Source organism: Streptomyces sp. P9-A4 (assembly GCF_036634195.1).
Taxonomy (GTDB): Bacteria; Actinomycetota; Actinomycetes; order Streptomycetales; family Streptomycetaceae; genus Streptomyces.
Genome location: NZ_JAZIFY010000001.1, coordinates 1,070,315 through 1,084,069, shown reverse-complemented (window position 1 = coordinate 1,084,069; position 13,755 = coordinate 1,070,315). Strand labels below are relative to the sequence as shown.

13 protein-coding genes and 1 riboswitch are annotated in these 13,755 nt (G+C 72.4%); of the genes, 11 read left to right on the top strand and 2 right to left on the bottom strand.

Annotation, left to right across the window (positions count from 1 at the left end; translation table 11 throughout):
- The first annotated feature begins 49 nt into the window (after window positions 1-49).
- Window positions 50-180: riboswitch (FMN riboswitch) on the top strand.
- A 175-nt stretch (window positions 181-355) separates the two neighbouring features.
- The 10 genes from ribD (at window position 356) to V4Y03_RS04705 (ending at window position 9,000) form a co-directional block, all read left to right on the top strand.
- The gene (gene ribD, locus V4Y03_RS04750; protein WP_332434111.1) at window positions 356-1,429 is read left to right on the top strand and encodes a bifunctional diaminohydroxyphosphoribosylaminopyrimidine deaminase/5-amino-6-(5-phosphoribosylamino)uracil reductase RibD; all 1,074 of its coding nucleotides are present in this window, start codon (window positions 356-358) and stop codon (window positions 1,427-1,429) included.
- 2 nt (window positions 1,430-1,431) lie between these two features.
- On the top strand, window positions 1,432-2,064 hold the full coding sequence (locus tag V4Y03_RS04745; RefSeq protein WP_317875549.1) for a riboflavin synthase: 633 nt from the start codon (window positions 1,432-1,434) through the stop codon (window positions 2,062-2,064).
- Window positions 2,061-2,699: a nicotinamide mononucleotide transporter family protein gene (locus V4Y03_RS04740; RefSeq protein WP_332434110.1), complete on the top strand. Its 639-nt coding sequence runs from the start codon at window positions 2,061-2,063 to the stop codon at window positions 2,697-2,699. Before V4Y03_RS04745 ends, V4Y03_RS04740 begins: the two co-directional genes overlap by 4 nt.
- The gene (locus tag V4Y03_RS04735; RefSeq protein ID WP_332434109.1) at window positions 2,696-3,973 is read left to right on the top strand and encodes a bifunctional 3,4-dihydroxy-2-butanone-4-phosphate synthase/GTP cyclohydrolase II; all 1,278 of its coding nucleotides are present in this window, start codon (window positions 2,696-2,698) and stop codon (window positions 3,971-3,973) included. The genes V4Y03_RS04740 and V4Y03_RS04735 overlap by 4 nt, the downstream gene beginning before the upstream one ends.
- A gap of 30 nt (window positions 3,974-4,003) precedes the next feature.
- Entirely contained in the window at window positions 4,004-4,489 is a 486-nt protein-coding gene (gene ribH / locus V4Y03_RS04730; protein ID WP_317875546.1) for a 6,7-dimethyl-8-ribityllumazine synthase, read from the top strand.
- Between the two features lie 81 nt (window positions 4,490-4,570).
- Window positions 4,571-4,852, top strand: a complete 282-nt coding sequence (locus tag V4Y03_RS04725) for a phosphoribosyl-ATP diphosphatase (RefSeq protein ID WP_056566882.1) — start codon at window positions 4,571-4,573, stop codon at window positions 4,850-4,852.
- A gap of 49 nt (window positions 4,853-4,901) precedes the next feature.
- Window positions 4,902-5,750, top strand: a complete 849-nt coding sequence (gene hisG / locus V4Y03_RS04720; protein WP_030551962.1) for an ATP phosphoribosyltransferase — start codon at window positions 4,902-4,904, stop codon at window positions 5,748-5,750.
- Between the two features lie 39 nt (window positions 5,751-5,789).
- Complete coding sequence (locus V4Y03_RS04715) at window positions 5,790-6,239, top strand: PH domain-containing protein (protein WP_317875545.1); 450 nt, start codon at window positions 5,790-5,792, stop codon at window positions 6,237-6,239.
- A gap of 254 nt (window positions 6,240-6,493) precedes the next feature.
- Complete coding sequence (locus V4Y03_RS04710; RefSeq protein ID WP_332434106.1) at window positions 6,494-7,927, top strand: hemolysin family protein; 1,434 nt, start codon at window positions 6,494-6,496, stop codon at window positions 7,925-7,927.
- On the top strand, window positions 7,924-9,000 hold the full coding sequence (locus V4Y03_RS04705; protein ID WP_317875543.1) for a hemolysin family protein: 1,077 nt from the start codon (window positions 7,924-7,926) through the stop codon (window positions 8,998-9,000). The genes V4Y03_RS04710 and V4Y03_RS04705 overlap by 4 nt, the downstream gene beginning before the upstream one ends.
- On the opposite strand, the gene V4Y03_RS04700 is transcribed toward V4Y03_RS04705, so the two are convergent.
- On the bottom strand, window positions 8,997-10,916 hold the full coding sequence (locus tag V4Y03_RS04700) for an AAA family ATPase (RefSeq protein WP_317875542.1): 1,920 nt from the start codon (window positions 10,914-10,916) through the stop codon (window positions 8,997-8,999). The genes V4Y03_RS04705 and V4Y03_RS04700 overlap by 4 nt on opposite strands.
- A gap of 331 nt (window positions 10,917-11,247) precedes the next feature.
- Window positions 11,248-11,877: a uridine kinase family protein gene (locus V4Y03_RS04695; RefSeq protein ID WP_332434105.1), complete on the bottom strand. Its 630-nt coding sequence runs from the start codon at window positions 11,875-11,877 to the stop codon at window positions 11,248-11,250.
- 308 nt (window positions 11,878-12,185) lie between these two features.
- Here V4Y03_RS04695 and V4Y03_RS04690 point away from each other — a divergent pair, with 308 nt between their 5' ends.
- Window positions 12,186-13,604, top strand: a complete 1,419-nt coding sequence (locus tag V4Y03_RS04690; protein WP_332434104.1) for a peptidase C39 family protein — start codon at window positions 12,186-12,188, stop codon at window positions 13,602-13,604.
- Window positions 13,605-13,755: the final 151 nt, after the last annotated feature.

Sequence of the window (13,755 nt, the reverse complement as noted above, 5' to 3'; positions counted from 1 at the left end):
GGTCACGTCGCCCCACGCGGGCCGTGGCACACTGGCCCTGTATCAGCAGCAGCGCACTCCGGGGTCGGTGTAATTCCGAACCGGCGGTATAGTCCGCGACCCGTCCGCAAGCCAGCGGCCGGTTGACCAGGTGAGATTCCTGGACCGACGGTGAAAGTCCGGATGGGAGGCAGTGCGCGGCGGGCGACCCCAGTCAGGGGTGTGCCGGCCGTACGTCCGCTGGTCCGCCGTATCGACCCTTCGATCGGCGTACCCGGAGGACGCGGCCTCGGCGCACCCTGCGCGAGGCGTCTTCCCGCTCTCTGTCGTCATCGACAGGCCCCGGAGTCCGTGCCCGAAGAGGCAGGAGGACCCGGTGGCCCAGCAGGCCGACATCACCGCCATGCGACGCGCCGTCGAACTCGCCGCACGCGGTCTCGGCGCCACCAGCCCCAACCCCGTCGTCGGATGCGTCATCACCGACGCCTCGGGCCACCCGGTCGGCGAAGGCTTCCACCGGCGCGCCGGCGGCCCGCACGCCGAGGTCCACGCCCTGCGCGAGGCCGGTGTCCTCGCCCGCGGCGGCACCGCCTACGTCACCCTCGAACCCTGCAACCACACCGGCCGCACCGGCCCCTGTGCCCAAGCCCTGATCGAGGCCGGGGTCAGCCGGGTGGTCTACGCGGTCGGGGACCCGAACCCGCAGGCCACCGGCGGCGCCGACACCCTGCGCGCGGCCGGCGTCACCGTCGGGCAGGGCCTCCTGGCGGACGAGGCCGAGGCGGTCAACATCGCCTGGCTCACCTCCGTACGCCACGGCCGCCCCTTCGTCCGCTGGAAGTACGCCGCCACCCTCGACGGCCGGATCGCCGCCGCCGACGGCACCTCCCGCTGGATCACCTCCGCCGAGTCCCGCGCCGACGTCCACCGGCTGCGCGCCGAGGCCGACGCCGTCGTCGTGGGCTCCGGCACCGCCCGCACCGACGACCCTCACCTGGCCGTACGCGGGATCGAAGGCGTCGTGCAGCCGCTGCGCGTCGTCGTCGACACCGAAGCGACCGCCGTGAAGCCCGGCGCCCGGGTCCTTGACGACGCCGCGCCCACCCTGATCGCCGTCGCCGAGGACGCCGAGACCACCCTCACGGACGTCGTACGCCTCCCCAGGGCCGAGCGCGGCCTCTCCGTACCCGCCCTCCTGGACGCCCTCCACGCGCGCGGTGTCCGCTCCCTACTCCTCGAAGGCGGCCCCACCCTCGCGGGCGCCTTCGTCGCCGCGGGCGCCGTCGACCAGGTCGTCGGCTACCTCGCCCCCGTCCTCCTGGGCGCGGGCCCCGCGGCCCTCGTCGACGCGGGAATCAGCACCATCACCGACGCGTTGCGGCTCGACATCACCGAGACCACCCGCATCGGAACCGACCTCCGCATCACCGCCACCCTCAAGGGAGCCTGACCGTGTTCACCGGAATCGTCGAAGAACTGGGCGAGGTCGTCGCCGTCGAGCAGCTGGAGGACGCCTCCCGCTTCCGGCTGCGCGGCCCCCTGGTCACGGAAGGCGCCCAGCACGGCGACTCCATCGCCGTCAACGGTGTCTGTCTCACGGTCGTCGAGTTCGGCGACGGCGAGTTCACCGCCGACGTCATGGCCGAGACCCTCAAGCGGTCCAGCCTCGGCGCCCTCGGAGTCGGCTCCCGCGTCAACCTGGAGCGGCCCATGGCCCTCGGCGGCCGGCTCGGCGGACACATCGTCCAGGGCCACGTCGACGGCACCGGCACCATCCTGGAGCGGACCCCGTCCGAGCACTGGGAACTGGTCAGGGTCGGCCTGCCCGCCCACCTCTCCCGGTATGTCGTCGAGAAGGGCTCGATCACGGTCGACGGCGTCAGCCTCACCGTCGTCGAGGTCGCCGACGACTGGTTCACCATCAGCCTCATCCCCACCACGCTCGACCTGACCACGCTCGGCATCAAGCAGTCCGGCGACCCGGTCAACCTCGAAGTGGACGTCATCGCCAAGTACGTCGAGCGACTGCTCGGCACCGACGCGGGCCCCACCGCCGGCACCGACGCCAAGGAGAACGAGAAGTGAACTGGCTCAACTCCGAGGCGTTCACCGTCTTCGACCAGCACATCAAGTGGTCCGACATGATCGGCAACACGATCGGGCTGCTCGCCCTCGCGCTCGGCTGGCGCCGGTCCATATGGACCTGGCCCGCCCAGTTCCTCTCGGGCGTCATCCTCTTCGTCGCCTTCGCCGCCGGACACCTCACGGGAAGCGCCGGCAAGCAGGTCGTCGTCATGCTCGTCGCCTCCTGGGGCTGGTGGCAGTGGAACCGCGGCCGTCAGAACGCCCAGGACGGCTCCATCGCGGTCCGCTTCGCCACCTGGCGCGAGCGCGGCCTCCTGGTCGGCGCCGCCGCCCTCGGCACCGTCGCCGTCGCGCTGCTCTTCACCGCCTTCCCGGAGCTGTCCTGGGACCCGTGGCCCGACGCGTACATCTTCGTCGGCACCGTCGTCGCGATGTACGCCCAGTCGCGCGGCATGGTCGAGTTCTGGTTCGCCTGGCTGCTCGTCGACCTGGTCGGCGTCCCGCTGAACTTCGCCAACGGCTACGCCTTCTCCGGCTTCGTGTACGTCATCTACGGCGCGCTCGTCCTGTGGGGCATGCGCGACTGGTGGCTGCGCTCCCGCGCCACCACCGTCCTGGAAGGAGCCCACGCATGAACGCGCATCCCCTCTGGGACGCCACCGACCTCGCCCTCGACCCCGTCGAACAGGCCGTCAGGGACATCGCGGCCGGCCGCCCCGTCGTCGTCGTCGACGACGAGGACCGCGAGAACGAGGGCGACCTCGTCATCGCCGCCGAGAAGGCCACCCCCGAGGTCGTCGCCTTCATGATGAGCGAGTGCCGCGGCCTGATCTGCGCCCCCATGGAGGGCGAGGAACTGGAGCGCCTCCAGCTCCCGCAGATGGTCGAGCACAACACCGAGTCGATGCGCACGGCCTTCACCGTCTCCGTCGACGCGGCCCCCTCCCACGGTGTCACCACCGGCATCTCCGCCGCCGACCGCGCCACCACCCTGCGGATGCTGGCGAGCGGCCGCCACGAGCCCGCCGACTTCGTCCGCCCCGGCCACATCTTCCCGCTCCGCGCCAAGACCGGCGGCGTCCTCGTCCGCCCCGGCCACACCGAGGCCGCCGTCGACCTCGCCCGCCTCGCGGGCCTCCGCCCGGCCGGCGCGATCGTCGAGATCGCCGGCGAGGACGGCGTCATGCTGCGCCTGCCCGAACTGGTCCCCTTCGCCCGCAAGCACGGCCTCACGATCATCTCCATCGAGGACCTGATCGCCTACCGGCGCTCCGCCGAACCGACCGTCCGCCGCGAGGCCGAGGTCCACCTGCCCACCGCGCACGGAGACTTCACCGCGTACGGCTACCGCTCCACCGTCGACGGCGTCGAGCACGTCGCCCTTGTCCACGGCGAGGTCGGCGACGGCGACGACGTCCTGGTCCGGGTCCACTCCGAGTGCCTCACCGGCGACATCTTCCACTCGCTGCGCTGCGACTGCGGCCCCCAGCTCCAGGCCTCCATGGACCGGATCACCGAGGCCGGCCGCGGCGTCGTCGTCTACCTCCGGGGCCACGAGGGCCGCGGCATCGGTCTGCTGTCCAAGCTCCGCGCGTACGAGCTCCAGGAGCAGGGCCGCGACACCCTCGACGCCAACCTGGAACTCGGGCTCCCCGCCGACGCCCGCGACTACGCGGCCGGCGCGCAGATCCTCGTCGACCTCGGCGTCCGCAGCCTGCGCCTGATGACCAACAACCCCGACAAGATCGACGCCCTGACCCGGCACGGCCTGACGGTCGAGGGCCGCGAGCCCATGCCGGTCACCGCCGGCGAGCACAACCTCCGCTATCTGCGCACCAAGCGGGACCGGATGGGCCACGACCTGCCCTGGCTCGACGGCTCCCCGGCCTCCACCTGCGGCAACCAGTAATCCCGTACGTACGAATCGTCTAGGAGAGACATGAGCGGCAAGGGCGCACCCGTCCTCAGCGTGAAGAACTGCGGCGACCTCCGGGTCGCGGTCATCGCGTCGCAGTGGCACGAGAAGATCATGGACGGCCTCGTCGACGGCGCCCTGCGCGCCCTGAGCGAGCTGGGCATCGACGAGCCGACCCTGCTCCGCGTCCCCGGCAGCTTCGAGCTCCCGGTCGTGGCGAAGGTCCTCGCCGGGCGCGGCTACGATGCCATCGTGGCCCTCGGCGTCGTCATCCGCGGCGGAACCCCGCACTTCGAGTACGTGTGCCAGGGCGTCACCCACGGCCTCACCCAGGTCTCGATCGACACCGGCGTACCCGTCGGATTCGGCGTCCTCACCGTCGACAACGAGGAACAGGCCCTCGACCGGGCCGGCCTCGAAGGCTCCTCCGAGGACAAGGGCCACGAGGCCGTCACCGCCGCCGTCGCCACCGCCACCACGCTGCGCACGGTCAGCGAACCCTGGCGCTAGGCCCACCCGTCGCCCGACCACCACCCCTCATACGAGGCGCTGCGCGCCCGCCTTTTTGCACCCCGTACTCTTAGGACCATCATGGCGAACAAACCCTCAAAGAGTTTCGAAGAGCTCTTCGCCGAGCTCAAGCTCAAGGCCGAGACCGGCGACCCGGCCACCTCCCGCACCGCGGAACTGGTGGACAAGGGCGTCCATGCCATCGGCAAGAAGGTCGTCGAAGAGGCCGCCGAGGTCTGGATGGCCGCCGAGTACGAGGGCAAGGAAGCCGCCGCCGAGGAGATCTCGCAGCTGCTGTACCACGTCCAGGTGATGATGGTCGCCCGCGGGATCTCGCTCGACGACGTCTACGCCCACCTCTGAGCACGACTTCTCGTCTCCCCACCACTCCCAGGCAAAGGAAGCTCACCCCATGCTGCGCATCGCCGTCCCCAACAAGGGTTCCCTCTCCGGACCTGCGTCGGCAATGCTCCATGAGGCCGGCTACCGGCAGCGCAAGGAGTCCAAGGAACTGGTGGTCATCGACCCCGACAACGAGGTCGAGTTCTTCTACCTGCGCCCCAAGGACATCGCGATCTACGTCGCCTCCGGGAAGCTGGACATCGGCATCACCGGCCGTGACCTGCTCCTGGACTCCGGCGCCAGCGCCGAGGAGATCCTCGCGCTGAACTTCGGCCGCTCCACCTTCCGCTACGCCACCCGGCCCGGCACCGCGAACGGCCCCGAGGACTTCGGCGGCATGACGATCGCCACCTCCTACGAGGGCATCGTCGCCAAGCACCTCGCCGACCAGGGCATCGACGCCTCCGTCGTCCACCTCGACGGCGCCGTCGAGACCGCGATCCAGCTGGGCGTCGCCCAGGTCATCGCGGACGTCGTCGAGACCGGCACCAGCCTGCGCAACGCCGGCCTCGAAGTCATCGGCGAGCCGATCCTGACCTCCGAGGCCGTCGTCGTCCGCCGCCACGGCGCCCCGGACGACCACCCGCAGGTCCAGCAGTTCCTGCGCCGCCTGCAGGGCGTCCTCGTGGCCCGCTCGTACGTGATGATGGACTACGACTGCCGCGCCGAGCACCTGGAGCAGGCCGTCGCCCTCACCCCGGGCCTGGAGTCGCCGACCGTCTCCCCGCTGCACAACGAGGGCTGGGTCGCCGTCCGCGCGATGGTCCCCGCCAAGGAGGCGCAGCGGATCATGGACGACCTGTACGAGATCGGCGCCCGCGCCATCCTCACCACCGCCATCCACGCCTGCCGCCTCTGACGGCACGGTCCGCACGCCCCGAGGCCCCGAGGAACCCTGATGTCCACCGCACAGCCCCCCGCCCTTCCGGTCACCTTCCGTCCCGGGCGCACCCGGGCGATCCTGCTGACCATGGGCACCGCGATGTTCGTCGTCATCACAGCCGTGGCGCTGATGCTGGAGCGGCTCGGACCGGGGGAGCGCGTCAGCTTCGTCTTCACCGCCGCGCTGCTCTCCGGGGTCCTCGTCCTCCTGAGCCGACCCAAGGTCGTCGCCGACGACGAGGGCGTCACGGTCGTCAACATCACCCGGACGCGACGGCTGGCCTGGGCGGAGATCCTCAAGGTCAACCTGCGCCCCGGCGACCCCTGGGTCTTCCTCGACCTGAGCGACGGCACCAGCCTGCCGGTGCTCGGCATCCAGCCCGGCATCGCCAAGGAGTCGGCCATCCGGGACGCCCGCGCCCTGCGGGCCCTGGCCGACAGCCGCGGGACGGGCGCGGAGGACTGAACCCGGAGCTTCGGAGTGCGGGACCCGGCCGGGAGAACCCCGATCCGTCCCCCATCCGGGGCCGACCCCCTGCCCTTCGGGGCGTTCGCGTGACTACTCTGGAGACGGTGGTGCCGAGCGGCACCACCGTCTCGCGTGTGCAGGGCCGCAGCCGCGGCCCGCGAGACCACCCTTCGACCCGAGGAGTGACTCCCTCCAGCAATGGACGGATCGTCCGGTAGTACCTGCGCCGCCCCCTCCCAGGAGGCGGCGGCATGATCGTCTCCCTTCTGCTGCTCTTCGCGGCTTTCGTCCTCATCCTCGCCAACGGCTTCTTCGTGGCCGCCGAGTTCGGTCTCGTGACCGTCGAGCGCGCTGAGGCCGAGCGGGCCGCCGCCGCCGGCGACCGGCGCGCCCGCACTGTCGTCACCGCCCTGCGCGAGCTGTCCTTCCAGCTCTCCGGCACCCAGCTCGGCATCACCATCACCTCGCTCGTCGTCGGCATGCTCGCCGAGCCCGCGCTCGCCGGACTGCTGCACGGACCGCTCACCGCGACCGGACTGCCCGAAGGGGCCGTCTCCGGGATCGCCGTGGTGATCGGGATGCTGCTCGCCTCCGCCGTCCAGATGGTGGTCGGCGAACTCGTGCCGAAGAACTGGGCGGTCTCCCGGCCGCTCCAGGTCGCCCGCTTCGTGGCCACCCCGCAGCGCCGCTTCTCCGCCGCCTTCCGGCCGGTGATCGCCGTGCTCAACCGGGTCGCCAACCGACTCGTCCGGCTCCTGGGCGTCGAGCCCACCGACGAGCTGGACTCGGTCCGCACCCCCGGCGAGCTGGTCTCCCTGGCCCGCCACTCGGCCCTGGCCGGCGCGCTCGAACAGGACACCGCCGACCTCTTCGTACGGACCCTGTCCCTCGGCGGCCTCACCGCCGAGCAGGTCATGACCCCGCGCGTGAAGGTCAGCGCCCTCCAGTGGGACGCCACCGCGGCCGACGTCCTCAATCTCACCCGGGCCACCGGCCTCTCGCGCTTCCCGGTCTACCGCGACCGCATCGACGAGATCGTCGGGATGGTCCACCTCAAGGACGCCCTGGCCGTCGCCCCGCACGCCCGGCTGCGCACCCCCGTCGGCCGGATCGCGGTCCCTCCGCTCCTGGTGCCCGAGACGCTGCCCGCCCAGACCCTTCTGGAGCGACTGCGCAGGGAGCAGCCGATCGCGGTGGTCGTCGACGAGTACGGCGGCACGGCCGGGGTCGTCACCCTGGAGGACATCGTCGAGGAACTCGTCGGCGAGGTCCGCGACGAGCACGACACGGTGGCCGACGGCCGCCCCGAGCTGGCCGCCGCCCCCGCCGAGGACGGCCGCCCCGCCTGGGAGGCCGACGGCTCCTGCCGGGTCCACACCCTGCGCCGGATAGGCCTCGACGTGCCCGACGGGCCGTACGAGACCGTGGCCGGGCTCGTCGCCGACCTCCTCGGGCGCATCCCCGCCCCCGGCGACCGGGCCGAGCTGCCCGGCTGGCGGCTCTCGGTGCGACAGGTCGACCGCTACCGCGCCGAGCGCGTCCGGATCGTACGGAAGGACCCGGCCGATCAGGCTTCGGGCCCGAGCCCGGACCACGCGGCGGACCAGGGCGCGTTCCGGGCCGCGGGCGAGGCCCCCGGCCAGGCCGTCGTCCCCGTACCCGTGGCGGCGGAGGCGGCCCGATGAGCACCCTTCCCCTTCTCTTCGCCGTCCTCCTCGTGCTGGCGAACGGCTTCTTCGTCGGGGCCGAGTTCGCGCTCGTCTCCGTCCGCCGCAGCCAGATCGAGCCGCTGGGCGGCGCCCGTGCCAAGCAGGTCCTGCACGGCCTGGAGAACCTGCCGCAGATGATGGCGGCCGCGCAGTTCGGCATCACGATCTGCTCGCTGACGCTCGGCGCGGTCGCCGAGCCGACCGTCGCGCATCTCCTCGAACCCGTCTTCCACGCGGTCGGGGTCCCGGACGGCCTGATCCATCCGCTCGGCTATGTCATCGCCCTCGCCGCGGTCGTCTTCCTCCACCTCGTCATCGGCGAGATGGTCCCGAAGAACCTCGCGATGGCCGCGCCCGAGCGGACCGCGCTCTGGCTCGCCCCCGGCCTGGTCGGCTTCGCCCGGCTCTGCCGGCCGGTGACGGCCGCGCTCGGCGCCTGCGCCCGGCTGGTCCTGCGGGCGTTCAAGGTCGAGCCTAAGGACGAGGTGGAGGCGGTCTTCACCAGCGCCCAGCTCGGCCGGCTCGTCGAGGACGCGGGCCAGGCCGGACTGCTCGACCCGGCCGAGCAGGAGCGCCTGGAGGACGCCCTCGAACTGGGCACCCGCCCGGTCACGGACGTCCTCATCGCCCCCGCCTCCCTGGTCACGGTCCCGTCGACGGTCACGCCGCGCGAGATCGAGGAGCTGACCGTACGCACCGGGTACTCGCGCTTCCCGGTCCGCGCCGAGGAGGGCGCCGCCTTCACGGGCTTCGTGCACGTGAAGGACGTCCTCGATCTGGAGGAGCGGGAGCGGGCGGTGCCCCAGCGGCTGTGGCGGCCGATGGCGACGGTCCGCGCCGAACTGCCCCTCGACGACGCCCTGACCGTGATGCGCCGGGCCGCGACCCATCTGGCGCAGGTCGCGGACGGCTCTGGCCGGGTGCTCGGCCTGGTCGCCCTGGAAGACGTACTGGAGATGCTGGTGGGCGAGGTCCGGGACCCCGCGCACCGCATGCCGACGACGCCGGTCGGGGCAGCCCGGCCGACGGCGGGCCGGGGCGTGTCCTAGTACCCCGGAGGCTCCTGCTGGGGGCCGCGGTCGACCGGACCGCGGCCCGACAGGACCTCGCCGTACGCCTGCATGAGGTCGGCGAGCCGGAGGGTCGCGAGGTCCTCGCGGGTCGGAGTGTCCGGGTAGCCCGAGAGCCGCAGATCGCGATACGCGCAGGACTTCTCGTACAGGGTGCGCAGGAAGCGGCCGTTGCCCAGTTCGTCGATCCACCCCTGCTCGACGACGTGCCCGCTGATCGAGCCCAGCTCCTCGCGCGCCTCCTCGTCCCAGCCGTCCCCGTTGGCCGCCGCGAGCACCTCGCCGATGGCGGTCAGTTCCAGCGGCCGGTACGAGGGGAAGTCGACCCGGGTGGTGAACCGGGAGGACAGCCCGGGGTTGGTGCTGAGCAGCCGGTCCATGCCCTCGGGGTACCCGGCGAGGATGACTACGAGGTGGTCGCGGTTGTCCTCGGCCCGCTTGAGGAGCACCTGGAGGGCCTCGTCGCCGTAGGCGTCCCCCTTGCTGTAGCCGGTGTTCGAGAGCGCGTACGCCTCGTCGACGAAGAGCACCCCGCCGACCGCCGAGTCGATCAGCTCGTTGGCCTTGACCGCCGTCTGCCCGAGGAACTCGCCCACCATGTCGGCCCGTTGGGCCTCCACCAGATGGTCGCCGCCGAGCAGCCCGAGGGCGTAGAACACCCGGCCGAGGATCCGGGCGACGGTGGTCTTCCCGGTGCCCGAAGGCCCGGAGAAGACGAAGTGGCGTTTGGGCGGCTGGACCGGAAGCCCCTGCCCGGCGCGCAGCCGGGCCATCTCCAGCTGCGCCGACAGCGCCTTGACCTGGCGCTTCACCGGCTCCAGGCCGACCATGCCCTCCAGCTCGGCGAGCGCCTCCGCGAGCAGCAGCGGATCGGTGGGACCCGCGGGGAAGCGCGGGGGCGCCGGCTGGGACGGCAGCGGGGCCTTCTGCCGTACGGTCTCCGGCGGCGGGGCCGCGACCGGGGGTACGGGTTCGGGCGCGAGCCGCAAGCCGTCGCCGAGCGGACCGCCGGCGTCGGCCTCGGTGCCCGGCGCGGTGTCCACCGCGTCCTGGCCGAGGCCTCCGCCGAGCGTGCCGAGGGCGACCGTCGCGAGTCCGGTCGGGTCGTCCAGGCCGTCGTACCCCTCGAACCCGTCGTACTCGGTGATCGCCGCGAGCCGCGCGGCCGTGTCCATGAACGTCGGGTCGACCCGGTGCACGGCCCGGTAGAGGGGCAGGGCGGCGGCGCTGCGCCCGGTGCCCTCGTGGGCGCGGGCCAGCCAGTAGCGCAGCTCCTTGCGCTGGGGCTGTTCGCTGCGGCACCGCATCAGCGAGGCCGAGAGCAGCGGCTCGGCCTGCCCGTACATCTCCAGGCGGACCCGGGCCATGCCGCCGAAGAGCCCGGCCTCGATGCCGAGCAGCGGATCGTCGACGAGGGTCTCGGTGTGCCGGACGAGCTGGTCCCAGTCCTTGACGAGATAGGCGCGGCAGGCGTGCAGGAAGCGCACCTGGGGGTCGGTGTCGACCGGGGGGAGCCCGGCGAGGGCCCGGTCGAGCTCCGGTACGTGGCGGCCGTCGAGCCAGTGGGAGGCGTGCGCGAGCAGCAGGTCGCGCGGGCTCTCCAGGACGGGCTGCACCCACCAGCCCAGCCAGTACCAGGAGTTGAGGGTGCGCCGGTACCGGGAGCGCTGCTCGCCGAAGCGGTCGCGGTTGCGGTACATGCGCAGCAGCGCGGTCGTGGTGTCGACCCTGAGCGCGTGCAGCCCGAGCCAGGCGTCCGCCATTCCGGGGTCGATCCGTACCGCCGTCCGGAACTCGTCCTCCGCCTGCGGATAGGCGCCCATCGTGTAGGCGTCGACTCCGCGCAGCCAGGCGAGTTCGGCGGGGGCCTGCGCGCCCTGCGTGCCGATGTCCATCGGGTCCCCCACAACCGTCTTCGCATGGACGGGATTTGACCGCACCTGGGGGCATCGTACCTGCGCAGGGGGTGCGGGCTTAAGGAGAAGCGCATGATCCGGAAGCGGTGACCCTGGGTAAGCGTGAAGGGTCGCGAAGGGGGCGCGAAGGGGTCGCGAAAGGCCCCGGAGGAGGCCCTCGGGGGCAGAACGAAGCCCCCGATCACGGGGGAACAACCGGGGGCTTCGCGTCTGCGGCGACTCCGAAAAGCCGCACAATCAGAACGTAAGACCTGTACGGCCCTTGGGTCAAGCGGAGTTGAGGCACTTGCGGAAGCGGATGAGGGGCCCCTCAGTTCACGGACATGAAGTCGTCACGGTGTGTGATTATCTGGTCCGCGACCGCTGTCACAGCGGGCCCGGGAAGGCAGTCGTAACCCTTCTGACACTCGCGTACCAGGGTGTCCGCGAAGGCTCGCGAGGGGTCCTCGGCGAAATGGCGAGTCTCCGCCACGGTCCATCCGTCCCAGAACGCGGCCTGCTCCGGCCCGTCCCGGTGCCGGCCCCGCGCCCACGACTCCTCCGGCCCTCGCTCCATCCACAGCAGCCACGACAGGAACGGCCGCACCTCCCGCCGGCCCGCCCCGACGCCCTCGACGAGCACCACGGGGGCCGACGGCAGCGCCCTCGGCTCTCCGAAGCGCCGGAGCCGCCAGTCGTACGGGCGGTAGGAGGCGTCCGCGCCGCTCGCGAGCGGCTCCAGGACCTGTTCGCGCAGCCGGCCGGTCCACGCGAACAGCTCCTCGTGCGTGGCGAGGTCGTCGAGGTGCAGCACGGGGGCGTCGCCGAGTGCGGCCGAGAGGCGGGCCGCGAGGGTGGACTTGCCGGAGCCCGCGTGGCCGTCGACCGCGACCAGCCGGACCGGTCCGCAGGAGGGCGGCAGCCGGAGCAGCGCGTGCGCGGCGCGGTCGAGGTCGTTCATGGCCCCAGGGTAGGGGAACGGGGGACCGCCGCAGGTCAACGAGGTACCGGCGCCAGTGGTCGAGACCAATATTGGTGCGGCGACGCGAGGCGAAGTGCTGGCGGAGGGCCGGAGGGACCGGCGATAGTGGGCGCGCGGCCCTGGCGGTACGGGGGCGGGGCCGCGTACCAGGGCCCGTACGTCAGGGTCCGCGTACCAGGGCCCGTACGTCATGGGTCCGCGTACCAGGGCCCGTACGCCAGCGGGTCCGCCCGCAGGTCCCTGGAGCCCGCCCGCACGCCCACCGTTCTCGACTGGGGGTCACGTCCATGACCAGCTCCACCCCGCGCAGAACCGTCCTCACCGCCGCCCTCGCCGCCGCCGCGGGAACGGCGGCCGCCGCGGCGCCCGCCACCGCGGCCCCGGCCGCCGCGTGCGCCGCCGACTGCCCCCCTGCGCCCGCGCCCGCCGCCGCAGCGGACGACGGAGACGGACGGGGCCACGCGCCCACCGCCCCCGGGCTCGTCGACAACCGGTTCTGGTCCTCCTACACGGACTGGCGGTGCGGCAGTGCGGCCGGGACGAAGGCGGTCGCGGGCCGCCGCCCCGGCCTGGAGATCGCCACCGCCGCCGGCCGTACCGACTACACGGACCCGCACACCGGCCGTACCAGTACCTGGGAGTACGCGAGCTGGACCTCGCCGACGCACACCCCGGCCGTGCCCGCGACCGAGGTGATCGCCTCCTGGAACGCCCACACCCCGCCCGGCACCTGGCTCCAGGTCGAACTGTCCGGCGGTTACGGCGACGGCGCGGCGACCCCCTGGTACGTCATGGGCCGCTGGGCCGCCGGTGACGCCGACATCCGGCGCACCTCGGTCGACGACCAGACCGACGGCCGGAGCACGGTGTGGACGGACACCTTCGCGATCGACGACGCGGCGAGCGGGCTGCGGCTGACCTCGTACCGGCTGCGCCTCACCCTGTACCGCACGCCGGGGAGCGGCCTCACGCCCACGGTGTGGCGGCTCGGCGCGATGGCCTCGGACATCCCGGACCGCTTCACGGTCCCGGCCTCCGCGCCGGACGTCGCCCGTGAACTGACCGTCCCCCGCTACTCGCAGAACACCCACGTCGGCCAGTACCCGGAGTACGACAACGGCGGCGAGGCCTGGTGCAGCCCGACCTCCTCCCAGATGATCGTCGAGTACTGGGGGCGGAGGCCCTCGGCCGAGGCGCTGTCCTGGGTGAACCCGGACTTCGCGGACCCCCAGGTCTGCCACGCGGCCCGCTTCACCTACGACCACCAGTACGAGGGCTGCGGCAACTGGCCCTTCAACGCCGCCTACGCCGCCACGTACCCCGGCATGAACGCCGTGGTCACCCGGCTGCGCTCGCTGACCGAACTGGAGACCCTGATCGGCGCCGGAATCCCGGCCATAACGTCCCAGTCGTTCCTGAAGGGCGAACTGACCGGCGCCGGATACGGCACCTCGGGCCACCTGATGACCGTCATCGGCTTCACCCCGGAAGGCGACGTCATCGCCAACGACCCCGCCTCCCCGAACAACGAGGCCGTCCGCCACGTCTACCGCAGACGCGAGTGGGAGAACATCTGGCTCCGCACGAAGCGCTACGACGCGAACGGCAAGGTCAGGGGCGGTACGGGCGGGGTCTGCTACCTCTACTGGCCCATGGAACCGACCCCGGGTCAGCACCGGGTGCTGCGGTCGCTCGGTCTGGTGTGAGCATGTACGGCCCCACGGCCGTCTCGACGACCTGACGGCAGCGATCCTGCCCGTCCTGCGCGAGGCGGCCGTCCCGGTCCACCGTGACCTTGGCCGAACGATGTCCGAGCCGGCGGAACGCCTCGTGAACGGGCACACCATTCGGCCGGGC